This window comes from Agreia bicolorata, assembly GCF_000938265.1.
Classification (GTDB): domain Bacteria; phylum Actinomycetota; class Actinomycetes; order Actinomycetales; family Microbacteriaceae; genus Agreia; species Agreia bicolorata.
The window spans coordinates 25,273-45,981 of the sequence record NZ_JYFC01000006.1 but is presented as its reverse complement, the minus strand read 5'-3'; the positions used below and the strand labels follow the sequence as shown (position 1 = coordinate 45,981).

Genomic DNA, 20,709 nt, shown 5'->3' with positions numbered 1-20,709 from the left:
CCTCTCCCCCGAATCAATCAAGAAATCAACCAAGGGTCCGTGAGGAGCATCGAACTAAACGAGGACGCCCCATTGCGTCTGACTCAACGAGATGAAGGAAGTCACGAAATGACCGACACAACCACCACAGCAACCCGAAGCCAAAGGAAGGGAATCGCGGTTCCTACGCCGCCGTTTCTCACAACCACGGCAGGCGGCGTAACCCCGGCGATCGACTGGATCGATGGAAAGCCCGGTCCCCAGCGCCGCGACGAAGAGACCGGTCTTCCAATCTGGAACCTTCGCGCCTGGGACCCCGAGGCCACCGCCGGTCGCGGTCAGGACATCCTCGAGGTGAAGGTCGTCTCGCAGTTTCAGCCCGAGCTACCGCCGACGCTTCCCAACCTGCCGCACATCCTCATCACTCTCGAGAATCTGACGATGAGTCCATACGTCAACCGCCAGACGAACCGCCTGGGCATGTCGTGGTGGTCGACCGGCATCCGTCCGGCCGTCAAGGGCAAAGCGGGCGAGTAACCGCCATGGATCTCTCAGGAGAACTGCGCTGGCTGGGCCTCGAGGTTCGCGATGCGTGGCGACGGTTCAAAGTCCTCATCATCCTGCTCGGCGTCTTCGGGCTGCTGTTCAACCAGTTCACCTTCGCCCGCGTGGCTCTCCTCGCCGTGCTCACCACCATCGTCGCTCTCACCCTGTGGCGGCGCTACGGCAGAGGTCTATCCCTGGCCCAGCACGCTCGCCGACGCTGGGAGCGGGAGACTGCGAAGTCCGCTCTCACGGCTTGGCCGGAATTGATGATCCGTCTCGGACTCTCCGTGCGCGGCGGATCGGGTGTCCCCGAGATTCCGTCTGTCGCAGCCTACGGCTGGCGCGAGCTATCCCTGGTGATGACCGTGGCCCTTCCGCTCGGCATGGAGCGCCGATCCTTGACACTTGCAGCTCCAGCTCTTGCCGAGTCACTCTCGGCGCTGGCCGTATCCGTTACGGCGGCTCCTGGTGGTGCCGAATGTGTTATCCAGTACGCCGACCCGCTCGCCGCCCCGTTCTCAACTCCGTGGCCGCAGACGACGGATCTTCGAGCCATTCCAATGGGCGTGGAGTCCTCTGGTCGGCCCTGGTCCGTCAGGCTCGGTCCGCAAACTCTTGTGGCAGGTTCATCGGGTTCGGGCAAGGCCTCGATGATCTGGAGCCTTCTTATAGGCCTGGCCCCGGCGATCAGGTCGAACCTGGTCCAGGTGCACGGCATCGACCTCAAGGGCGGCATGGAGCTGACCATGGGTCGCAAGCTGCTGACAAGCTATGCCACCGATCCCACGGAGGCGGTGCAGCTCCTCGAGGATGTCGCTGCCCAGATGAAGAGACGCGCGGGAGACCTCGCGGGGAAGAGTCGCCAGCACGTCGCGACGATCGACAGCCCGCACGTTCTGGTCGTGATCGATGAACTCGCCGCGTTGACTGCCTACCTCTCGGATCGAGACTTGCAGAGGCGCGCGAACGTGGCCATAGCTCTGCTCTGTTCGCAGGGCCGTGCGCCGGGGTTCACCGTCTTCGCCTGCTTGCAAGACCCACGTAAAGAGACACTGCCCTCGAGAGGGCTCTTCACGCAGACCATCGGCCTGCGGCTCCGAGATGCTCTCGAAACCTCGATGGTGCTTGGCGAGGGCATGCGCGAGAAAGGGGCCTTGTGCCACCACATCCCCTCGACCCTGCCCGGCGTGGCCTACGTCGTGCCCGAAGACGGTAGCGACCCCGTTCGAGTACGAGCGGGCCACGCGACTGACGAACTGATCACGCAAGTGGCTGACGCTTTCGAAGCCCCGCACCACGTCAAGATCCACATCCCCAAACCGGACGTACCGGAAGACACCACGACGTCGCCTCGCCCTCGGCGTAGTCGTCGCACTCAGAAGACAGGAGAAGAGCAATGAGCATCATCACGAACCAGAGAAGAGTCATTAAGCGAGTCGTCCTCGGCGCCTCAACCGCCCTGGTCGCCGTCGCCCTCGGAGCAGGGGGCTACTACCTCGGCAACCAGTCCTCGTGGGTCGCGGACTCGGCCTATCAAGACGGGTATAGCCAGGCCAGCTACAACTTCTGCAACTTGAAGTTCTCGACCGGTGTCGACGGCCCGAAGCCCTACTCCGACGACATCCGCGTCTACGAGTACATCCCCAAAAACGTGCTGGTTGCGGACGCCGTCTGCACTGATGATCAGGTGCAGTCCTGGAACGCAGCTCAAGCAGACGCGGGGTCACCCGAGAGAGCTTGCAAGCTCGACATGGACATCGCGTACATCGTGAGTGCCCTTTCCGCCGCCGAGTGCGTTGCGCCTGAGTCGCTGAACTGATCATGCAGACCGCGGAGGAATCGGCCTCGAGCCGGATGCGTCGGCCCGACTTCGAGCAATGGCTCAAGCAGGCTGCGGGCACAGGCTATTGCTCGAACCCAGTTCGCCTGGTCGGTTCCTCCTCGGTCATTGATGCCCAGACTGGCGAGGTGATCTCCTCGTACGGGTCATCGCGCGAACCGGATGGCGTCACCTACGTTCGCTGCGGTAATCGTCGCGCCGTGCGCTGCCCGTCTTGCAGTCATGAGTACAAGGGCGATATGTGGCACCTCGTCGTTGCGGGTGCTGCGGGTGGTTCGAAGGATGTTCCTGCTGCGGTGGGCACGCATCCGCTGATCTTCGTGACCCTGACGGCTCCTTCGTTCGGCGCGGTTCACGCGGTTAAGAAGACGGGTCGATCTGGCTCGGTTCGGTGCCGCCCGCGCTCAAAGAAGGAGCTATGCCCGCACGGCAAGCCGACGTGGTGCATGAGCGTGCATTCCGAGGGCTCCCCCGCTGCCGGGGAGCCGCTGTGTCGAGAATGTTACGACTACCTCGGGCACATCGTCTGGCAGTGGCACGCTCCCGAACTCTGGCGCCGGTTCACCATCACCTTTCGGCGTCAGCTCGCTCAGTCGCTCGGACTCTCTGAATCAGCGTCACGCAAATTCGTCCGCGTGCAGTTCGCCAAAGTCGCCGAGTTCCAAAAGCGTGGCCTGGTCCACTTTCATGCACTCATTCGGCTCGACGGTGACCCGACCGAGACAGAGCCTTTCCCACCTCCGGCTATCGAGGTGTCTGCCGATCAGCTTGCATCAATCGCCAGGAGCAGCGCCGCTCGACTCTGGACAGTTGCTGCACCGATCTTTACTGATGACGTCGAAAGAACTCTCCACTTCGGGCAACAGGTTGATGCTCGCGTGGTGGTGCGTGGCGGGATCGACGAAGATGGCGAGCTCTCCGATCGGGCCGTCGCCGCTTACATCGCTAAGTACGCCACCAAGGCAACCGAGGACGTTGACCCGGGCTCCTCAGCCAGCGGCCCCCGTCCACACATCGCCCAGCTAAAGCAGACAATCGACGATCTCGCGGCCATCATCCGCCTCTCCGCTGCGGACAGCACTTACGAGCTGCTGGGTAAGTGGGTCGGGATGCTCGGCTTTCGGGGTCACTTCTCGACGAAGTCACGCCGCTACTCGACGACGCTTGGACGACTTCGCTCGGCTCGGCGCAATTGGCAGAAGCGCGCCGCCGTAGCTCGCACTCGCGGCCCAGGTGACACCGACGATGCGCCGGATGATCTCAAGGAATCGACGCTGGTCATCGGTCAATGGAGCTTCGCCGGCATGGGCTGGCTCACCTCGGGTGACGCCTATCTGGCAGCCCAAGCTGCTGCTGCCGCTCGCGAGTGGGAGGACGCGAAGTACCAAGAGTCCAGATCTGCAAACAACAAGAAGAGGTGAAAGAAATGGAAAAGCTCATGCTCACTCCCGAAGAAGTCGCGGAGTCACTGGGGATCGGCCGATCAACGGTCTACGGCCTCCTGCGGCTCCGGCTGATTTCGAGCGTAAAGATTGGGCGGTCAACTCGCGTGCCCGTCTCGTCGCTACGCGAATACGCAGACAGCCTCGCTGAAACCGCGTCAGCTCGATGAGTAAACGCGCAAACGGCGAGGGGTCGATCTACCAACGAAAGGATGGTCGGTGGACCGGCGCTACGTACGTTATCCGGCCCGATGGTGGTCGCGAACGTCGACAGGTCTACGGAACGACGCGGGGAGCTGTCGCAGCCAAGATCGCTGATCTCATCACGAAGACGGCAAACGGCGTTCCCGCCTCGAGCAGCGATTGGACGGTCGAGGGTTACGCAGCCCACTGGCTGGCGAACATTGCGCCGGGAGCCCTGAGGCCGGCTACGCGCTCGAACTACGCCTGGATCATGAGAAAGTACGTCGTTCCGGCGGTCGGCAAAAGGAAGCTCGACAAGCTCACCCCGGCGCACGTGCGCGAGATGCACACCAAGGTCTCGGCCACTGGTGTCTCGGATCGCACGGTTCAGTTGAGCCATGCGGTGCTGCGCACGATGCTCTCCGAGGCCGTGCGTGAGCAGTACGTGTCACGCAACGTCGCCAGCCTTGTGCGTGCACCTCGAGGTGAGCGTGCAGAGATAGTGCCATGGTCGCTTGCTGACGTCGAGGCGTTCGTGAAGTCAGCCCAGGATCACCGCTTGAGCGCCCTGTTCACACTGGCCTACTCCACCGGTCTGCGTCGTGGCGAGCTGCTCGGCCTTCGCTGGCAGGATCTCGACTTCGACCGGCGACTTCTTCACGTCAGGCAGACGCTGCAACGGCTAGGCAAGGACGAGGGCCTCGTTCTCGGACCACCGAAGTCGATGCGGTCTCGTCGATCGATCCCGCTCCCGGCGGTAGCCCTGGAGGCGCTGACCATTCACCGGCAAGAACAACTCGTAGAGCGGTCTGCTGCGCGGGAGGGCTGGGTTGAAAGCGACTTCGTCTTCACGACCACCATCGGCACGAGCATCGAGCCGAGCAACCTCCTGCGTACATTCAACGCACTGACCGCAAAGGCCGGGGTTCGTCGTATCCGCTTTCATGATCTGCGGCACACCTTCGCGTCGTTGATGTTCTCGCAGAACGTTCCACCTCGCGTTGTCATGGATGTTCTAGGTCACTCGACCTTGGCCATCACGACCGATCTCTACGCACACATCATGCCAAGCGCACTCGTCGACGCGGCGACCGCGATGGACTCGCTGCACGTCAGCTCACTACAGAAGGAGGCCCGCTCATGATTGAGGTGGAGATCCGCGTGCCCTCCCGTGAAACGGGAGAATACTTCGCCACCACTTGCCTCTGCCTGCGGGATGACGGTGGCTTCGAAGCGGTAGGGGTCTGGAAGTGGATCATTCCCCTGCGCATTCCGGTCGACGACGGCAATGGACTTGTTGACCATGTAAGCCTGTGGGACGACCCGGAATTCTGGCTACTGAACCTCGGCATCATCATGGACACCGACTCGCACGTTCCCGTCGTCACAGAGTTGGCCGAGCAAGGCCGCCCCGTCCAGGTGGAGATGCTCAACGAAACGGCGATCGCCGCCTCCATCGACGGGGTGTTTCGGAGGTTCATCCCCCAAGGCTTGGAACCAAGTCGACGCGATGTTGTGGAGCTGCTCAGCGCTGCGGGCTACCGTCACCCGCCGACCAACGCCGTCAACTCCGTGCTCGCGCAGACAATCGGCTGGCCCGTTCGCTACTCCGTGTCGGAGGCCGCAGACAAACTGGCGATATGGATTGAAGAGAAGGAGATCCGCGATGACGAACAGTGAACCACTGAACTGGCCCTATGTAGTGTCTGAGCAGTACTCGCGGGGCGAGATCTCTCGTGAGCAACTCATCGACGCGTTGACCGCGTGGCGCTATCTGCCCGGCGAAACAAAGACAGCGGGCCTCCACGACGACCTCTTGAACGACACGCCGGGGTCGTTCGACGACATCGAAGCTGCCTTCCTCGACGACCTGATCGACGACCAGATCTATTCGATCGCCCTTGAGGCCCTCAAAGCCCAGCACCGCGAAGATCGAGGCGACAATGTCTGATTTCGAGACCGTATCCACCTACGTTGCTGTCATGGTTGCTGTCAAAGCCAGTTCCACCACAACGGGTACCCGGCACCCCGCCGGATGCCTTCTTATTGAAACCCGCCAGGATCCGCGTCTTCTCGGGGCAAACAAAAAAGCGACCCGCTTTCGCGAGTCGCTTTCCGTTGTGCGCCCTAAGGGATTCGAACCCCTGGCCTTCTGATCCGTAGTCAGACGCTCTATCCAGCTGAGCTAAGGGCGCAGGTCAAGACCAGATGAAATCCTAGCACGGCTCGCAGCGACCCGCTGACGCCGCCGCCAAGCGACCCGCAAAGCATCGCGCAACGACCTCGTCACAGCGTCAAATACCCCCACGCGACCTGCCATGTCTCGCCGAGTTCGAGGCGCTCGAGCACGGCGCGCTGCAGCGACGTGTTGCGCGGCAGCTCGTCGAGGCGGGTCAGGTCGCGGGTGCGAAAGACGAAGTACAGCGCGTCGGTGTGCCCGTCACTCGAATGGTCGATCGGCGTGAATCGGCGCACAAACGACCCGACATTACTGTCAGGCGAGAGCCGGTCGAGCAGAAACGGGTCGAGTATCCACGAATCGCAGGTGACCACAGACACCGGATGCTGCGGAAAGTGCTCCGCGAAGAACTTCTTGGCCGCAACGAGGCTCTCGTCGACGAGGGCAGGCAACAGGGGCCCGGACTCCGGAATGTGCACCGCGAGCACCCAATCGCCGGCGGCGAGCACGCCGTCGACAACGATCTCATCCGATGCTCGCTCCAGCGCGAACTGCAGCCTGCCCAGCGCGAAGATACGCACCGTGAAGTGGTACGTGAGCCAGCGCCAGGTCTGCAGGCCGAACTCCCCGGTGACTCGGCGGCTGATGGCGAGGTGTCGCCCGACGTCGGCCAGCGTGTCGCGTATCACCCGCTCGGGGATATCGTGCCGGCGGCTCCACGCCACTACTCGCGGGGTGAGGGTGAAGAACGCCTTGAGCCAGACCAACGGTTCCTGCGTGGGCTCATCAACGGGAATCTGGTTGAAACTGCCGAAGCTGCGTCGCAACGCCGCCACGGCCAGAGCGACCTGCTCCGCATCGTCCGCTCGCCGGAGCAAGCGCGAACAGTCGGCTCGATCGACCTCGTCTATTGCGAGAAGATCGAACAGCGCGTCTTCGTCGTATGCCCCCAGCACTGAGGCCTTCCTCTCTGTCATCGGCTCGAGATGCCGTCGAGCATGCCGCTGATGAAGCGCTTCTGCAGAAAGAAGTACAGCACAACGATGGGCGCGGCGATGATGATGCCGGCCGCGGCAAGCAGGGAGTAGTCGGTGGCGTGCTGGCCCTGGAAGAAGGCGAGTCCGAGCGGCGCTGTGCGCAGATTGTCTTGCGTCACCATCACGAGCGGAATCAGGAACTCGTTCCACGTCCACATGGCCACGAGCAGGCACATCGTCATGATCGACGGAATCGATGGCGGAACGATGATCTGCCATAGGGTGCGCAGATCGGTGGCACCGTCGAGCCGCGCCGCCTCGATGACCTCGCCCGGGAACGACATGAACTGGTTGCGCATCCAGAAGATGCCGAACGCGAGCGACTGCGCGATCTGCGGCAGGATGAGCGCCCAATAGCTGTCTGTGACATGCGCCGAACGCAGGTTGAAGTACAGCGGAATGATGAACGCCTCGGCGGGCAGCAGCAGGCCCGCGAGCAGCACAAAGAACACGATGTTTGAGCCGAAAAATCTGAGCCGGGCGAACGCGAATCCGGCCATGACGCTGAGCACGGTGGTGACCACGATCACGGTCACCGTGACGATGAGGCTCGACCCGATGTACTGAGCGAAGTGGCCGCGATTCCACGCCTCCACGAAGTTGCCGAGCTCGATCGACTCGGGCATGCGAAAGCCGCTCGTGGAGCTCGACGGGCTGACCGCGGTGATCACGACGCCGAGCAGGGGCACGAGCGCGAACGCCGCGAAAATGACGAGAACGAGATAGGTGACGAGCTTTTCGCCGAGCGAGAGCTTCATTCCGTGTCTTTCGGTTGCAGGCGCCCGATCAGGGCGGTGATCAACAGGATGCCGATGGTCAGCACGACCGCGACGCTCGCGGCGGATCCGACCTGGCCTGAGTTGAACGCGCGGTTGTAGGCCTCGAACGCGGGAACCGACGTACTGTTTCCGGGCCCTCCGCGGGTGGTGATGTAGACGAGGTCGAACGTCTTGAGCGACGACACCACGGTGAGAGTGAGTGCCACCGTGATCTGTCCGCGCAGCGCGGGCAGCGTGATTCCGAAGAACTCCTGCAGCCCGCTCGCCCCGTCGAGCCGGGCGGCTTCGAACAGCTCGGGCTGCACGTTGCCGACGCCGCTCAGAAAGAGAACGAGGCAGAGGCCGACGTTGAGCCAAGTTCCGACGAAGCCCACAGAGACGAGGGCCGTGTTGAAGTCGCCCAACCAGACGTGGGTGAGCGAGTCGAGCCCGATCGCTCGCAGCAGCGTGTTAAGCAGTCCGTTGGGCGAGTAGATCGCGAGCCACGTGGTGGCGATCACCACCGAGGCGATGACCTGGGGAAGAAAGAGCACTGTGCGAAAGAAAGACATGCCGCGAAGAGCATGTGCTCGCGAGATGACCATCGTGAGCAGCAGGGCGATAGCAATGGGCAGGAACGAGTAGAACACCACAAGCACACCCACGTGCATGAACGAGTCGCGCAGCTGCTCGTCCTGCACGATGTCGATGTAGTTCTGCACCCCGGCCCAGGTGGCGGCGCTGAGACCGTTCCAGTCGTAGAGCGAGTACCACGCCGTCTGCAGCGTGGGCACGATCAGAAAAATGAGCGAGAACGCGAGCGCCGGGGCGACGTAGAGAAATGCCTTGAGCGAGTCGACGCGGCGGCGGCGGGTGCGGCCGGGAGCCACACCCGCCGTTCGCGTCTCACCCGAGCGAAGCCGAGTGGTGACGGTCATCCGGAGTCCTTACTTGCTGCCTATGAAGCCGGAGTAGTCCTTCTGCAGAATCTCGGTGAAGGCCTCGGGTGTCACTTGCTTGTCGGTCAACTGCTGCACCGCGCTCGTGAGCGTGTCGTAGAACGTGGGGGTGGAGTAGTCGAGGTACGGAACCAGTCCGCCCGATGAGGTGACCTTGCCGTAGGTATCGAACACATCCGTCTCGAGTCCCGGCTTCGGCGTGTAATCGGCGGGAATCACCGAGGGCAGGCTGTTCTCGTCGATGAACGTCTTAGCCGCGTCTGCGTTGTTGATGAAGTCGATGTAGGCGGCAGCGACATCCGGATGCTTCGAGCCCGTGGTCACGGCCCAGGCCAGGCCCTCGCCGCCCGTGGTCACCGGCGAGTCCGCGTCCTTCGGCGTGAGCGTGGTGAATCCCGCGTCGTCGCCCATGGCCTCTGAGATCGCGGCCTGCTTCCAGGTGCCCACGATGTAGAAGGCGGACTGCCCGGCCTCGAACTGGGCAAGGGCATCGTCGCGAGAGACACCGTTGGCACCCTCGGTGATGTACCCCTTGCTCGACCAGTCCTGGATGGTCTTGGCCGCATCGACCGATGCGTCGTCGGTCCACGCCCCACCTGCTCCCGTGACGAGCTTGTTCACCGCGTCGGACCCGGCAATAGCCGCCTGCACCACACCGAAGAGGTGGATGCCCGGGCTCTTCTCGATGTCGCCATAAGCCATGGGCAGGATGCCTGCGGCCTTCGCAGCAGCCATGTCTTTCTCGAGTTCGTCGAGCGAGGTCGGAGCCTCGACGCCGAGCTGCGTCAGGATCTTCTTGTTGTAGTAGATGCCCACAACCTCGCCGGTCTGCGAGATGCCATAGAGGTTGTCGCCTTGCCAGGTCTTGCCGTCGGCGCTGAACGAGTTGATCTTCAGCAGCGACTCCGGGTAGTACGAGCTCCAGTCGTAGAGGCCGTCGTAGTCGTTCAGCGAGCGGATGAGGCCGCCCTGCACGAAGGCGCCCATGTCGGGGTAGCCCTGGTTCGCCTGAACGACGTCTGGCGGGTTGTCACCCGAGAGCGCAAGCTTGAGAGTGGTCTTGAGGTCTGCGAACGACTGCGTGACCCTGTCGATCTTCACATTCGGGTACTTCGCCGAGAATTCCGCGTTCAGCTTCTCCTGCGCGTCGGTGATGCCCTCGTCGGTGTTCTGATCCCACACCGTGAGTGTGACGTCTCCGGCTCCGGCCACGTCTTTGGAGACGGGCCCGCTCGAAGCCGCTGGGCCGGATCCAGACCCGGGGGCGCAGGCGGTCAGCGACAGTGCTACCGCGACGGATACGGCGATGACTCCTGTCCAGTTTCGTTTCTTGCCGTTCATGCTGACTCCTCGAATGACTGGGGGAAATGAGTGATGGGGTGATGGAGCGAAAAAAGATGGATCGGGTGCCTGGGATACACGCTATGGTTCCTATGTTTCGTGCGAGTTACCGTTTGATTGCCACCGTAAGTAGTTTCTGATTCGAACGACTTCGTTCGATTTTCGCCCTATATGGTGAGTGTATGACAAGAGCAGAGCTTTTCCGAGAGTCGGAATATGCCCCTGGCTCGGTAGGCGACATCTTTCGCCTGATCCGTTCCGGCGCGGCCAACTCCCGCTCGACTCTCGCGCGCCAGATCGGCATGGCACCCTCGACGATCTCACTCCGGGTCGACTCTCTCATTCGACTCGGACTCATCAGCGAGGCCGGCGACGAGCAGTCCCGCGGCGGCCGCCGGGCTCGCTCGCTCGAGCTCTCGTCCGGCGCCGGGTTCGTCGGGGCGATGGATGTCGGTGCCCACCACGTGCAGGTCGGTATCGCCGATCTCGGCGGCCGCATGCTCGCCATAGAAGATGTGCCCGTGGCGATTGAAGACGGCCCCGCCCTCGCTGCCGATGCGCTCTGGGCGGCGCTTCGCAGCCTTATCGCCGCGAACGAACTCGACGAGGCACAGCTTCTCGGGGTGGCCATCGGCCTGCCCGCTCCCATCGAATACCCGAGCGGCCGCGTCGTTCTGCCCTCGTTCATGCCCAGCTGGCACAACGCCGATCTGCCCGGTCTGTTCGCCGAGTTCACGAGCATCCCGGTACTCGTCGAGAACGACGCGAACCTCATCGCGTTGGCCGAGCAGACGATGGGAGGCGAGAGCAGCGACCAGCTTCTTGCTATCAAGCTCGGCACCCGGATCGGCTGCGGCATCATCTCCGACGGTCGACTGCATCGCGGCGCGGGCGGCGCCGCTGGCGAGATCAGCCACACCACGGTGCAGGGAACTTCCACGATCTCATGCGTGTGCGGCACCCCGAACTGCCTCGAATCCGTTGCGAGCGGCGGCGCGATCGTGGCCCGGCTGGCGCAGCTCGGCTATACCGCGCAGACGGCCGCAGACGTCGTGGAACTCGGCCGCGGGGGCGATGCTCAGGTCGTCGACATTCTGCGCAGCGCCGGCACCTCGATCGGCGGCGTCCTCGCCTCGATCGTCAACTTCTTCAATCCCCGCGACGTGATCCTCGGCGGGGCAATGTCTGCGTCGGCGCCGCTGGTCGCCGCTATCCGGGCCGAGCTCTTTCAGCGCTGCCTGCCTCTCGTCGGCAACGACCTCGACGTGCGCGCCGCGCGCAGCCCAGGCGACGCAGGCGTGCGGGGAGCCGCGCAGCTGATTCTCGAAGAGGTGCTGGCGCCCGCACGCATCGAGCAGCGCGTTCGAGAGCTCGACGATTCGCCCACCGACACTGCACCCGACGACACAACGACTCAGCCCGCCTGACCGCTTCAGTCTTCCCTCCACCCGGCCCTGCGTCCTAGAACAGCGAGCACTCTGTGATCCACCCGCACCACTCGGCCCTCGATGTCGTGATCGCGATCGACATCGGCGGCACCACCGTGAAGGGCGCAGCAATCGATGCCGCGGGCACGGTGATTTCACGGCAGACCGCCTCCACCTTCGATGCCGGCCGCGACGCCTACGCGAGCGTGGTGGGGGTCGCTCGTCAGCTCGTCGACGACGCGGTGGAAGCCGGTTTCGCGGCAGCGGGCATCGGCATCGCGTCACCAGGCTTGGTCGACCCCGAGTCAGGCACCGTGATGTTCGCCGCGAATCTCGGATGGGATGCTTTTCCCCTGCGTCGGCTGCTCGAGGCCGAGTTGCAGATCGCTGTCAGTGTCGGCCACGACGCTCGCACGGCCGCCGTGGCGGAGCGGGCCGCCCAGGGGGCCGGCGCATCCGGCACCGACACGGGCTCGAGCTATGACACGGCCTACGACAACGCCCTCATCGTTCCGATCGGCACCGGGGTCTCGTCTGCCGTCGTGGCGGGCGGGGTGCTGATCGCGGGAGCCACCGGCGCCGCGGGCGAGCTCGGCCACATGCAGGTCATTCCGAACGGCGCGCTCTGCTCGTGCGGGCAGCGCGGCTGCATCGAGGCCTATGCGTCGGGAACGACGATCCTCGACCGGTACCGCGAGCACGGCGGAACGATCGCGTCGTCGACCCAGGCCATCGCATCCACCCTCGACACCGACCCGATCGCCGCCCGCGTGTGGGCCGACGCCGTGAACGCCCTCTCCATCGGCCTCGCCGGCCTCGCCGCCGTGCTCGATCCGGCCGTGATCGTGATCGGCGGGGGCGTATCGGCGGCGGGCGACACCCTCATCGGGCCCCTGCGCGAGGCCGTGGACGCTCGGCTCGGCTGGCGCTCGACCCTACGCATCGAGCAGTCTGCGCTCGGCGCCCAAGGCGGCCTGATCGGCGCCGCGATCATCGGCTGGACAGACCAGGTTCTGGATGCGGGCTTCGCCCGGCAGACCTACCTCTCGCTGAGCTCAGAGCCGCAGGGAGCAGCGGATGCCTAAATCCGTGCACGTCGGCAGCTCGCTCGACCGGCGACTGATGCTGATCTGGGGCGCCGGCGTTCTGGCCTACATCGTCTCGATCGTGAACCGCACCTCGCTCTCCGCCGTGGGCACCGAGGCATCGGCGCGCTTTCACGCAGATGCGTCGACGCTCGCTATCTTCGCCGTGCTGCAGCTGTTGGTCTATGGGGCGATGCAGATCCCCGTGGGTCTGCTGCTCGACCGATTCGGCTCGCGACGCGTGATGACCGTGGGAATGCTTGTCATGGCGTCCGGCCAACTCGTGATGGCCCTCACACCCGACGTGCACATCGCCATCGCCGCCCGTGTGCTGCTCGGGGCGGGAGATGCAGCGATCTTCCCCAGCATCCTTCGTGTGATCGCTGCCTGGTTCCCGGTGAAACGCGCGCCCATCGTGATTCAGCTCACCGGACTGCTCGGTCAGTTCGGCCAGATCGTCTCGGTCATTCCGCTGGCAGCTCTGCTGCACGCCACCAACTGGCCGACCGCCTTCGTGTCGCTCGCCGGAGTCGGTGCCCTGGCCGGCATCCTGACCTTCGCCGTTGTGCGCAACGAACCCGAGAAGACGGGCGCAATCACGGTCGTGACGTCTCGCCCCGACCTTCGTCAGGGCTTTGTGGATGCCTGGAAGCACCCGGGCACGCGGCTCGCGTTCTGGTCGCACTTCTCCACTCCATTCGCCGGAAACGCGTTCGCTCTGCTGTGGGGCTATCCGTTCCTCATCGAGGGGCTGGGCCTGTCGGTGCAGCTCGCGTCGCTGGTGTTCACCTTCTACGTGCTCGTCGGACTCGTGTTGGGCCCCCTTGTTGGGGCGGCGTCTGCCCGGCATCCGCTACGCCGTTCGTGGATCGTGCTCACCGTCGTCGCTGCGCAGGCCGCGCTCTGGGCGGTGGTCATTCTCTGGCCCGGCGCTGCTCCTCTGCCCGTGATCTTCGCGCTCGCCGCGGCACTCTGCGCGGGCGGCCCGGGTTCGATGATCGCGTTCGACCTCACGCGAGCGCACAATCCGGCACAGCGCCTGGGCACCGCCACGGGAATCGTGAACGGCGGCGGCTTTCTCGCCAGCGTGATCGCGATCCTCTTCATCGGCATCGCCATGGATGTGCAGGGCGCGGGGACTCCCGCCACCTACTCCCTCGCCGCGTTCAAGATCGCCTTCCTCGTGCAGTTCCCGATCTGGGCCGTCGGCGTCATCGCCCTGCTGCGCGAGCGCCGCCGCACCCGCGCGGTGATGGCGGCCAGAGGCATCCATCTGCCCCGAATTCGCGACGTCATCACACGAAGGCGATGACCGGATGCCCGCCACTTCTTCACCTGCCCACCTCTCCTCCCCGACGGAAAGACAGCCATGACACACACCCCGCTTCGAATCGGCCTCATCGGCGCCGGCGGCATCAGCAACTCTCATCTGCCGCATCTGCTCACGCTCGGCGCAGACGTCTACGTCTACTCCGAGGTCGGCGCGGCCGAGCTGGTCGCCCGCTATGGCGGAACCGTCGTCGACAGGCTCGACGAGCTGCTGGCCTCCGTCGATTTCGTCGACGTGGCCACCCCCACGTTTACGCATCACGCCTTGGTGAAGCGCGCGCTCGAGGCTGGAAAGCACGTGATCAGCGAGAAGCCGCTGGCGCGCACCGACGCTGAAGTCGATGAGCTCGCAGCTCTGGCCGACGAGCTCGGGCTTATGCTGTTCCCCGCCCACGTCGTGAGGTTCTTTCCCGAATACGTGCTTCTGAAAGAGGCGGTCGCCTCAGGCCGACTCGGCGACCTCGCGGTGCTGCGCTTCTCTCGCTCCGGCGCATTCCCCACACGCACACCCTGGTTCGCCGACCGCGCGTTGTCGGGCGGCATCATCATGGACCAGATGATTCACGACATCGACATCGCGAGGTGGGTCGCCGGGCCGGTCGAGCGGGTGTCGGCGGTCTCGTCGAAGGCCGGGGATGCGACGGTGCCGGTCGAGGCGGCGCACGTTCTGCTCACCCACAGCTCGGGAGCCATCAGCCACATCGCCGGAATCTGGGGGCCGTCGCACCTGCCGTTCACCACCGAGTACTCGGTGACCGGAACCGAGGGTTCGCTCGCCCATTCGTCGGCGGCGGAACGCAACTACATCGCGCATCTGGCGAACACCAATGGCCCGAGCGGCCTTCTGCCCGAGGTCGACCCGGCCGAGAACCCCTACTTCGCCGAGCTGCGTGAGTTCACGAACGCGTTCGGCGGTGGGCCGGTGCCGCGGGTGTCCGCCGCCGAGGGCGCCGAGGCCGTTCGCCTCGCCAACGCCGCACTCCTCTCGCTCGAGACCGGGCAGCCCGTCGAAGTGCACACCCCCTCAGCCCAGGCCATCGGAAAGTAGACCTCAATGCGCACTCCCGATCGCCCTCTGAAGATCGCCGTTATGTCGTTCGCACACACCCACGCGCGCGGCTACATCGAACTGCTCAAGAACATCCCCTCGGTGAGCCTGCTCACCTCCGATCCGGGCGAACACCCCGCAGCGGAGCTGCGTGGTCGTGCGTTCGCCGAGCACCTCGGCATCGACTACGTCGACAGTTACGACGAACTCATGGCCTGGCAACCGGATGCGGTGATCGTCACCAGCGAGAACGCCCGCCACCGGGCCGACGTCGAGCGCGCGGCCAAGGCCGGGGCTCACATCCTGTGCGAGAAGCCCTTGGCCACGAGCCACGACGACGGTGTGGCGATGCTCGAAGCGGCAGACGCCGCAGGCGTCATCCTGATGGTCGCGTTTCCTGTGCGGTTCGCGAGCACCTTCGCCCGGCTGAAGGCCGAGTACGACTCGGGCCAGCTCGGGCAGGTGTTCTCGGTGAGGGGCAGCAACAACGGCAGACTGCCCAGCGAGCGAGCGTGGTTCACCGACCCGGCGCTGTCTGGCGGGGGCGCCCTCGTCGATCACGTGGTGCACATCGCCGATCTGCTCGAAGCGCTGATGGGCGCAGCCCCGGTTTCGGTGACCGCCGTCACCAACCAGAAGCTGCACGCCGAGCGGGCCCGCGCCGAGACGGCAGGTCTCGTCACCATCAGCTACGACAACGGTGTGATCGCGGCCATCGACTGCTCGTGGAGCCAGCCCGACACGGCGCCCACCTGGGGCGGCGTCTCCGTGACGGTGGCGGGCACAGCAGGCACCGTGGCCGTCGATTTCTTCGGCCCTCGAGCACGCGGCCTCGACACAGCAACCGGTCTGCCGATCGAGGAGCCCTACGGGCCGAACTTCGACGAGGCGCTGCTGTCGACCTTCATCGACGCGGTCTGCTCGGGCAAGCAGCCTCAGCCCGATGGCAGGGTCGGGCTGCGCACGCTCGATATCGTGCTCGCCGCCCAGGAGTCGGCCCGCACGGGTCGCACAGTCGCCGTATCGAAAGGCTAGGGGCAGGGTCTCATGCAAGTCGTCATCCTTCCCAGCTCAGAATCGATCGGCGACTACGCGGCCGACGTGATCCTGCGCGGCGTTGCCGAGCGTCCGAGCACCGGGCACATGAACACCGGGCACATGAACTACGTGCTCGGCGTGGCCACCGGATCGTCGCCCCTGCCCATCTACGAGGCCCTCGAGCGGCGCTGGGTTCCCGAGCTCGCCGCCATCTCGGCCTTCGCGCTCGACGAATACGTGGGGCTGCCCTACTCCCACCCCGAGAGCTATCACTCGGTGATCGACCGCGAGGTTACGACCCGGCTGCGGCTCGACCCCTCGAAGGTGCACGTTCCCGATGGCTTCGCCGACGATCCGGTCGCGGCGTGCTTGGCATACGAGACAGCAATTCAGGATGCCGGCGGCATCGACCTGCAGATCCTCGGCATCGGAGGCTCGGGTCACATCGGCTTCAACGAACCGACCTCGTCGTTCTCGAGCCGCACCCGCATCAAGACCCTCACGCCCGAGACGCGTCGCGACAACGCGCGCTTCTTTTCCTCACCCGACGAGGTTCCCCTGCACTGCATGACGCAGGGTCTCGGCACGATCCTCGACGCCCGAAAGGTGCTGCTCGTGGCGACGGGAGAGAAGAAGGCCGCCGCCGTCGCCCGCGCCGTCGAGGGTCCGCTCACGAGCATGTGCCCGGGCTCGGCGCTGCAACTGCATCCGGATGCGACGGTGCTGCTCGACGAGGCCGCGGCGGCCGAGCTGACCCTCACCGACTACTACCGCTTCGTCTTCGACAACCGACCGGAGTGGCAGCGCTGAAAGGCGGAGCCTAAGCCGCGTGCGCTCCGACGTGCGTGGCGGCCGGTGCGATCTCGTTCTCGACGTCCATCCTGACTCCGGCTCTGAAGTGGCCGATCAGGGCCAGCACGATGCCGACCGCAGCCCATCCGGTGAGAATCAGCCACGGGAACGTCGTGGGTGCATCCGGAAAGTATGAGAGGTCACGCAGCAGCGTCGCACCCGCGCCCGGCGGGAACCACTGGCCGATGAGCCCCCACGGCTGCGGCAGAAACTCCAGGGGCTGGGTCGCCGCCGAGATCGGGTTGGCGATGAGCAGGAAGACCACGGGGCCCACGGCGATTCCGGCGCGGCCGACGAGCGAGGCGACTCCCACGATCGTGGCGCTGATGGCCAGCAGGGTCAGCGCGATCGCCCCGACGTTCACGAGGTAGTCGCCCTGCAGCGCTCCGAACCAGCCCTGCAGAATACCGGTGAGCGAGAAGCCGGCGACGACCACGTAGACGGTGATGGCCACGACGCGGCGCCAGGCGCCGACGATCAGAATGGATGCGAGGATGCCGCCGAGCATGCCGCCGAGCGTCAGCGGGAAGGCGGCCGCAGTGAGCCCCGCGCCTCGTGGATCGGTATCAGCCAGAGGCACGACATCGGTCGCCGGCACCGAGACCGGCTCGGCGAGAGCGACACCCTGAGCCGCAAGTGCCGCGTTCAGCTGCGCGGCGAGCTTCGGCGCGATGCCGGTGAGCAGTTGGCTCACGATCGGGCTGGCAGCCGACGAGGTGAGAACTTCGGGAGCATCGCCGAGGATGATCGCACCGTACACCTCGCGCGTCTCGATCTGCGAGACGGCGTCGGCGCGGTCGGAGGCGTCGACGAATGCGAAGGTGTCGGGGGCCGACTCGGCGAGAGCGGCCTCGACCTGCTGCACCGCGGCATCCGGGCCTGCCACGGCGAGGGGAACGCTCTTGACGGCGGAAGTGACCGACGGCCAGGCGAACGCCATGACCATGATCGAGACGACCACGGCCAGGATCAGGCCAACGGCGCCGATGCGCCCCCAGGGGGTGGGCGGGGGCGCGAGGCGAATGCTATCTGCGTTGCTCATGGTGATTCTCGATTCTCAGAAAGGTCAGGGAACAAAACAGAATGTTCGTTCTTTATAAGAATGAGTCACCGCTAGGATCCTTGTCAAGGAATGTTCGTTCTTTTTTATTTCTGACAGTGGAGGTGCCGATGCCCAAGGTCACCGAGCAGTACCGCGAGGCGAAGCGCGATCAGATCACCGAGGCGGCGCTGCGCTGTTTCGCCACCAAGGGGTTCGGCGCATCGATGGCCGACATCATCGCCGAGTCAGGACTCTCCGCGGGCGCGATCTACGGCCACTTCGCGAGCAAGGCCGAGGTCATGCACGCCGTGGCGGTCAAGGTCATGGGCACCCGCATCGAAGACATGCAGAGCCTGCGATCGCGGGAACGCATCCCGTCGCCGGGCGAAGTGCTCACACGCATCCTGACCGGGCTCAGCGACGACGTGGCCGACACCGGCCTGCTGCTGCAGGTCTGGGGCGAATCGGTCACCGACCCTGGCATCCGCGAGGTCGTCGACGTGGTCTTCGGCGAGCTCAAGGCCAGCTACGTGCAGCTCTTCTCCGACTGGGCGAGGGCAGAGCGGGGCCTCGGCGAGGACGAAGCGCTCGAGTGGGCGACGAGGCTCACGGCCGTCGCGTTGGGCCTGGGCCAGGGGTACATCGCTCAGTCGGCGTTGTTCCGCGAGTTCGACGGCCCCGCGTACCTTGCGATGGCGCGCGAGCTGCTCCCCCGCTGAGCGACGGCACCGGCAGCGGCACCCGAAGCGCAAGCGGAATGTCGGCTCACGACTCGGGTCCGAGCCTGTCCGCCGACTCCTCCCCCGCCGAGGCGCCCTTCAGCTCGATCAGGATGACATGCGTCGGAGTGGTTCCGGTGTTTTGTCCGGCGTGGCTCTGCGCGGGAAGCCAGACCGCTGTTCCGGCCGCCAACTGGGTGTCGAACATCCTGTCACCCGACTGCAATCGCCGGCTGAAGTCGGTCAAGGTGACCATGACGCTGTTCGGATGCCTGTGAGGCACGGTCTGAGTGCCGGGAACGTCGAGATAGTCGAGCACCCGTACGAACTCGTTCTCCCACAGCGTCGTATAGTTGGCCGGATTGGTCACGGTCGGATCGTCGCTGATCATGTGGGGAGCTCGTCGGTCGCCACTCCGATCCCATCCACTCCGAAGCGGGTGGTACGTGAATCGTTCTGCAGAGGCGTCGTCTCCATGATCGAAGGTTGCCACGAAAAGCAGGCACCCCCGAGGACTTTGGTCACAGGCCCGGAAGTCGCGGTGGGACTCGTGGACCGCCCTCCAGGGCGCGGATGCTCCACCGCCGGAGCTGGCGAGCAACGGTGGTACTTGCGTCCGCGCGGCACATCCGAAGTGACCCGGTTGAAGTGGTCGAGGCGCACGAGGGCGCCGGGGCCGTAGAGGTCGTAGCGCCAGGCCAGGCCGCGCTGGGCGACTGACGAGCTCCCCGGGCGTTACGCCCCTTCGGCAGCCCGCCGCCGCTCCCCCGCAATGAGTCGCTCGAACACCTCGGCGTAAGTCACGCGCACCTGCTCCCACGACGCGCGCATGTCGATATGGGTCGGGTCGTCGATCGGCAGCGCGTAGCCCGCCTGGGCGTGCGGCACCGGGTCGCCCGGTAGAACGAGGGTCTGGATGTATGCGCCCGTGTCGACGTTGAAGGTCAGGGTATGCGAGGCCACATTTCGATCCCAGTCATCCGCCGGCCACGAGAGGAACGAGACGTGCCGGGGCGGAGCGTCAGCTGCGAGCTCGGTGGCCGAGACGTAGCTGCCGTAGTGCTCCTCGCCCGGCGAGAGGATCTTGTAGGAGCCGTTGTCGAGGTAGATCAGCAGAGCCTCGGGGAAGGGTTTGGGGCCGTACATCGCGGTGTAACGGAAGGCCTGTGCGAAGACGGGCTTGCCGAGCGGAACGGCGATGGATGAAGCGCCCGCCTGCGAGGTGGCTGCTGGGGCATTCTCGTTTGGAGCCGAACACGGCACTGCCGCCTCGGAACCCGCAGGAATGTGCGACAGGAACAGCAGCTCCGCCCCCTCGTCACCCGTGCTGTGCGCGATGTGAACGATTCCAGGCTGCTCGACCAGCGGCGTGGCGATCCCGAAGACGGCACTGTGGTCTTCGGTGGTGTGGCTGATTGCGCCGCGCAGCAGAAAGCCGGTCTGCCAACCGTCGTGGTAGTGCCACCCTGTCGATGTGCCGCTGGGGAGAACTGCGTGGCGCACCTCGAAGCGGCTCCCGTCAGGCATGGAGATGCTGGCGAGAATCTCGGTTTGGGGCGGTTCAGGTTCGTTCACCAACGCTTCCTCATCTGCTTCGCGACGAGGCTGAGTCGTCGACCGTTGCGCCGCTCTTGACGGGCCCTTCATTTTCGAGCGCTGGCCTGGCCGAAGCCTGAGACCGCGAGCTCACATGGCCAACTTCTCAGCATTTGCATCACGGGCCAGATCGCGGATGGCTCAGCCGCCCCCGCCGCAACGGGTCAGGATACAGAGCGCGGCCTCCTTATCGGCTTTGCTCTCACGCTGCTCGCCGGCGGCGCTAAGGTCTGACCCACGCCAGCACCTCGCCAGCACCCTGATATCACTGAGGTGCGGAATATGGCCGCTATTCGACGACGGGATGCG

22 protein-coding genes and 1 tRNA gene are annotated in these 20,709 nt (G+C 65.0%); 15 read left to right on the top strand and 8 right to left on the bottom strand.

The genetic code is table 11. The features are described 5' to 3' along the window. Positions 1–108 precede the first annotated feature (108 nt). From TZ00_RS13365 to TZ00_RS13335, 8 genes are read left to right on the top strand one after another with little or no spacing between them, the layout of a single operon-like run. Entirely contained in the window at positions 109–516 is a 408-nt protein-coding gene (locus tag TZ00_RS13365) for a hypothetical protein (protein WP_052521569.1), read from the top strand. A 5-nt stretch (positions 517–521) separates the two neighbouring features. Beyond that, positions 522–1,925 (top strand): FtsK/SpoIIIE domain-containing protein, encoded by a 1,404-nt coding sequence (locus TZ00_RS13360; RefSeq protein WP_052521568.1) that lies wholly within the window; start codon positions 522–524, stop codon positions 1,923–1,925. Beyond that, the gene (locus TZ00_RS13355; RefSeq protein WP_044442441.1) at positions 1,922–2,344 is read left to right on the top strand and encodes a hypothetical protein; all 423 of its coding nucleotides are present in this window, start codon (positions 1,922–1,924) and stop codon (positions 2,342–2,344) included. The genes TZ00_RS13360 and TZ00_RS13355 overlap by 4 nt, the downstream gene beginning before the upstream one ends. Before the next feature lie 2 nt (positions 2,345–2,346). After that, the gene (locus tag TZ00_RS20540; protein WP_044442439.1) at positions 2,347–3,786 is read left to right on the top strand and encodes a replication initiator; all 1,440 of its coding nucleotides are present in this window, start codon (positions 2,347–2,349) and stop codon (positions 3,784–3,786) included. 5 nt (positions 3,787–3,791) lie between these two features. Next, positions 3,792–3,977, top strand: coding sequence for a helix-turn-helix domain-containing protein (locus tag TZ00_RS20635; RefSeq protein WP_084606149.1), 186 nt, complete (start codon positions 3,792–3,794; stop codon positions 3,975–3,977). Continuing rightward, positions 3,974–5,134, top strand: a complete 1,161-nt coding sequence (locus tag TZ00_RS13345; RefSeq protein ID WP_044442437.1) for a tyrosine-type recombinase/integrase — start codon at positions 3,974–3,976, stop codon at positions 5,132–5,134. The genes TZ00_RS20635 and TZ00_RS13345 overlap by 4 nt, the downstream gene beginning before the upstream one ends. After that, on the top strand, positions 5,131–5,670 hold the full coding sequence (locus tag TZ00_RS13340; RefSeq protein WP_044442435.1) for a hypothetical protein: 540 nt from the start codon (positions 5,131–5,133) through the stop codon (positions 5,668–5,670). Before TZ00_RS13345 ends, TZ00_RS13340 begins: the two co-directional genes overlap by 4 nt. Beyond that, a complete protein-coding gene (locus TZ00_RS13335; RefSeq protein ID WP_152631200.1) occupies positions 5,657–5,941 on the top strand; it encodes a hypothetical protein in 285 nt (94 codons plus the stop codon). Before TZ00_RS13340 ends, TZ00_RS13335 begins: the two co-directional genes overlap by 14 nt. Before the next feature lie 170 nt (positions 5,942–6,111). Here the strand turns inward: TZ00_RS13335 and TZ00_RS13330 are convergent. From TZ00_RS13330 to TZ00_RS13310, 5 genes are all read right to left on the bottom strand, one after another. Beyond that, a tRNA-Arg gene (locus TZ00_RS13330) sits at positions 6,112–6,185 on the bottom strand. Positions 6,186–6,276: 91 nt separating this feature from the next. Next, positions 6,277–7,146, bottom strand: coding sequence for an acyltransferase domain-containing protein (locus tag TZ00_RS13325; protein ID WP_044442433.1), 870 nt, complete (start codon positions 7,144–7,146; stop codon positions 6,277–6,279). Further along, positions 7,143–7,964, bottom strand: coding sequence for a carbohydrate ABC transporter permease (locus TZ00_RS13320; RefSeq protein WP_044442432.1), 822 nt, complete (start codon positions 7,962–7,964; stop codon positions 7,143–7,145). The genes TZ00_RS13325 and TZ00_RS13320 overlap by 4 nt, the downstream gene beginning before the upstream one ends. Next, positions 7,961–8,902, bottom strand: coding sequence for a carbohydrate ABC transporter permease (locus TZ00_RS13315; protein WP_078713047.1), 942 nt, complete (start codon positions 8,900–8,902; stop codon positions 7,961–7,963). The genes TZ00_RS13320 and TZ00_RS13315 overlap by 4 nt, the downstream gene beginning before the upstream one ends. A gap of 9 nt (positions 8,903–8,911) precedes the next feature. Continuing rightward, on the bottom strand, positions 8,912–10,264 hold the full coding sequence (locus tag TZ00_RS13310) for an extracellular solute-binding protein (protein WP_044442430.1): 1,353 nt from the start codon (positions 10,262–10,264) through the stop codon (positions 8,912–8,914). 182 nt (positions 10,265–10,446) lie between these two features. On the opposite strand from TZ00_RS13310, the gene TZ00_RS13305 reads away from it, so the two are divergent. From TZ00_RS13305 to TZ00_RS13280, 6 genes are read left to right on the top strand one after another with little or no spacing between them, the layout of a single operon-like run. Continuing rightward, positions 10,447–11,691, top strand: coding sequence for an ROK family transcriptional regulator (locus TZ00_RS13305; RefSeq protein ID WP_044442429.1), 1,245 nt, complete (start codon positions 10,447–10,449; stop codon positions 11,689–11,691). 53 nt (positions 11,692–11,744) lie between these two features. Then, the gene (locus TZ00_RS13300) at positions 11,745–12,776 is read left to right on the top strand and encodes an ROK family protein (protein WP_052521567.1); all 1,032 of its coding nucleotides are present in this window, start codon (positions 11,745–11,747) and stop codon (positions 12,774–12,776) included. Beyond that, a complete protein-coding gene (locus TZ00_RS13295; RefSeq protein WP_044442428.1) occupies positions 12,769–14,088 on the top strand; it encodes an MFS transporter in 1,320 nt (439 codons plus the stop codon). The genes TZ00_RS13300 and TZ00_RS13295 overlap by 8 nt, the downstream gene beginning before the upstream one ends. A gap of 57 nt (positions 14,089–14,145) precedes the next feature. Next, complete coding sequence (locus tag TZ00_RS13290) at positions 14,146–15,153, top strand: Gfo/Idh/MocA family protein (protein ID WP_044442427.1); 1,008 nt, start codon at positions 14,146–14,148, stop codon at positions 15,151–15,153. A gap of 6 nt (positions 15,154–15,159) precedes the next feature. After that, the gene (locus TZ00_RS13285; RefSeq protein ID WP_044442426.1) at positions 15,160–16,188 is read left to right on the top strand and encodes a Gfo/Idh/MocA family protein; all 1,029 of its coding nucleotides are present in this window, start codon (positions 15,160–15,162) and stop codon (positions 16,186–16,188) included. A gap of 12 nt (positions 16,189–16,200) precedes the next feature. After that, positions 16,201–17,001 (top strand): glucosamine-6-phosphate deaminase, encoded by an 801-nt coding sequence (locus tag TZ00_RS13280; protein ID WP_044442425.1) that lies wholly within the window; start codon positions 16,201–16,203, stop codon positions 16,999–17,001. 10 nt (positions 17,002–17,011) lie between these two features. On the opposite strand, the gene TZ00_RS13275 is transcribed toward TZ00_RS13280, so the two are convergent. Further along, on the bottom strand, positions 17,012–18,085 hold the full coding sequence (locus tag TZ00_RS13275; protein WP_052521566.1) for a hypothetical protein: 1,074 nt from the start codon (positions 18,083–18,085) through the stop codon (positions 17,012–17,014). 128 nt (positions 18,086–18,213) lie between these two features. Between TZ00_RS13275 and TZ00_RS13270 the strand changes: the two genes are divergently transcribed. Beyond that, entirely contained in the window at positions 18,214–18,804 is a 591-nt protein-coding gene (locus tag TZ00_RS13270; protein WP_161793772.1) for a TetR/AcrR family transcriptional regulator, read from the top strand. Positions 18,805–18,850: 46 nt separating this feature from the next. Here TZ00_RS13270 and TZ00_RS13265 read toward each other — a convergent pair whose 3' ends face one another. Continuing rightward, positions 18,851–19,195: a cupin domain-containing protein gene (locus TZ00_RS13265; RefSeq protein ID WP_044442423.1), complete on the bottom strand. Its 345-nt coding sequence runs from the start codon at positions 19,193–19,195 to the stop codon at positions 18,851–18,853. Between the two features lie 344 nt (positions 19,196–19,539). Beyond that, complete coding sequence (locus TZ00_RS20425; RefSeq protein WP_238579688.1) at positions 19,540–20,379, bottom strand: cupin domain-containing protein; 840 nt, start codon at positions 20,377–20,379, stop codon at positions 19,540–19,542. Positions 20,380–20,709 lie beyond the last annotated feature (330 nt).

Bases quoted from the DNA above. Each gene is read 5' to 3' on its own strand.
- TZ00_RS13280 (WP_044442425.1), top strand. From the start codon at position 16,201: ATGCAAGTCGTCATCCTTCCCAGCTCAGAATCGATCGGCGACTACGCG.
- TZ00_RS13310 (WP_044442430.1), bottom strand. From the start codon at position 10,264: ATGAACGGCAAGAAACGAAACTGGACAGGAGTCATCGCCGTATCCGTC.
- TZ00_RS13290 (WP_044442427.1), top strand. From the start codon at position 14,146: ATGACACACACCCCGCTTCGAATCGGCCTCATCGGCGCCGGCGGCATC.
- TZ00_RS13295 (WP_044442428.1), top strand. From the start codon at position 12,769: ATGCCTAAATCCGTGCACGTCGGCAGCTCGCTCGACCGGCGACTGATG.
- TZ00_RS20635 (WP_084606149.1), top strand. From the start codon at position 3,792: ATGGAAAAGCTCATGCTCACTCCCGAAGAAGTCGCGGAGTCACTGGGG.
- TZ00_RS13345 (WP_044442437.1), top strand. From the start codon at position 3,974: ATGAGTAAACGCGCAAACGGCGAGGGGTCGATCTACCAACGAAAGGAT.
- TZ00_RS13275 (WP_052521566.1), bottom strand. From the start codon at position 18,085: ATGAGCAACGCAGATAGCATTCGCCTCGCGCCCCCGCCCACCCCCTGG.
- TZ00_RS13270 (WP_161793772.1), top strand. From the start codon at position 18,214: ATGCCCAAGGTCACCGAGCAGTACCGCGAGGCGAAGCGCGATCAGATC.
- TZ00_RS13325 (WP_044442433.1), bottom strand. From the start codon at position 7,146: ATGACAGAGAGGAAGGCCTCAGTGCTGGGGGCATACGACGAAGACGCG.
- TZ00_RS13285 (WP_044442426.1), top strand. From the start codon at position 15,160: ATGCGCACTCCCGATCGCCCTCTGAAGATCGCCGTTATGTCGTTCGCA.
- TZ00_RS13355 (WP_044442441.1), top strand. From the start codon at position 1,922: ATGAGCATCATCACGAACCAGAGAAGAGTCATTAAGCGAGTCGTCCTC.
- TZ00_RS20540 (WP_044442439.1), top strand. From the start codon at position 2,347: ATGCAGACCGCGGAGGAATCGGCCTCGAGCCGGATGCGTCGGCCCGAC.
- TZ00_RS13340 (WP_044442435.1), top strand. From the start codon at position 5,131: ATGATTGAGGTGGAGATCCGCGTGCCCTCCCGTGAAACGGGAGAATAC.
- TZ00_RS13360 (WP_052521568.1), top strand. From the start codon at position 522: ATGGATCTCTCAGGAGAACTGCGCTGGCTGGGCCTCGAGGTTCGCGAT.
- TZ00_RS13305 (WP_044442429.1), top strand. From the start codon at position 10,447: ATGACAAGAGCAGAGCTTTTCCGAGAGTCGGAATATGCCCCTGGCTCG.
- TZ00_RS13335 (WP_152631200.1), top strand. From the start codon at position 5,657: ATGACGAACAGTGAACCACTGAACTGGCCCTATGTAGTGTCTGAGCAG.
- TZ00_RS13265 (WP_044442423.1), bottom strand. From the start codon at position 19,195: ATGATCAGCGACGATCCGACCGTGACCAATCCGGCCAACTATACGACG.
- TZ00_RS13365 (WP_052521569.1), top strand. From the start codon at position 109: ATGACCGACACAACCACCACAGCAACCCGAAGCCAAAGGAAGGGAATC.
- TZ00_RS13315 (WP_078713047.1), bottom strand. From the start codon at position 8,902: ATGACCGTCACCACTCGGCTTCGCTCGGGTGAGACGCGAACGGCGGGT.
- TZ00_RS13320 (WP_044442432.1), bottom strand. From the start codon at position 7,964: ATGAAGCTCTCGCTCGGCGAAAAGCTCGTCACCTATCTCGTTCTCGTC.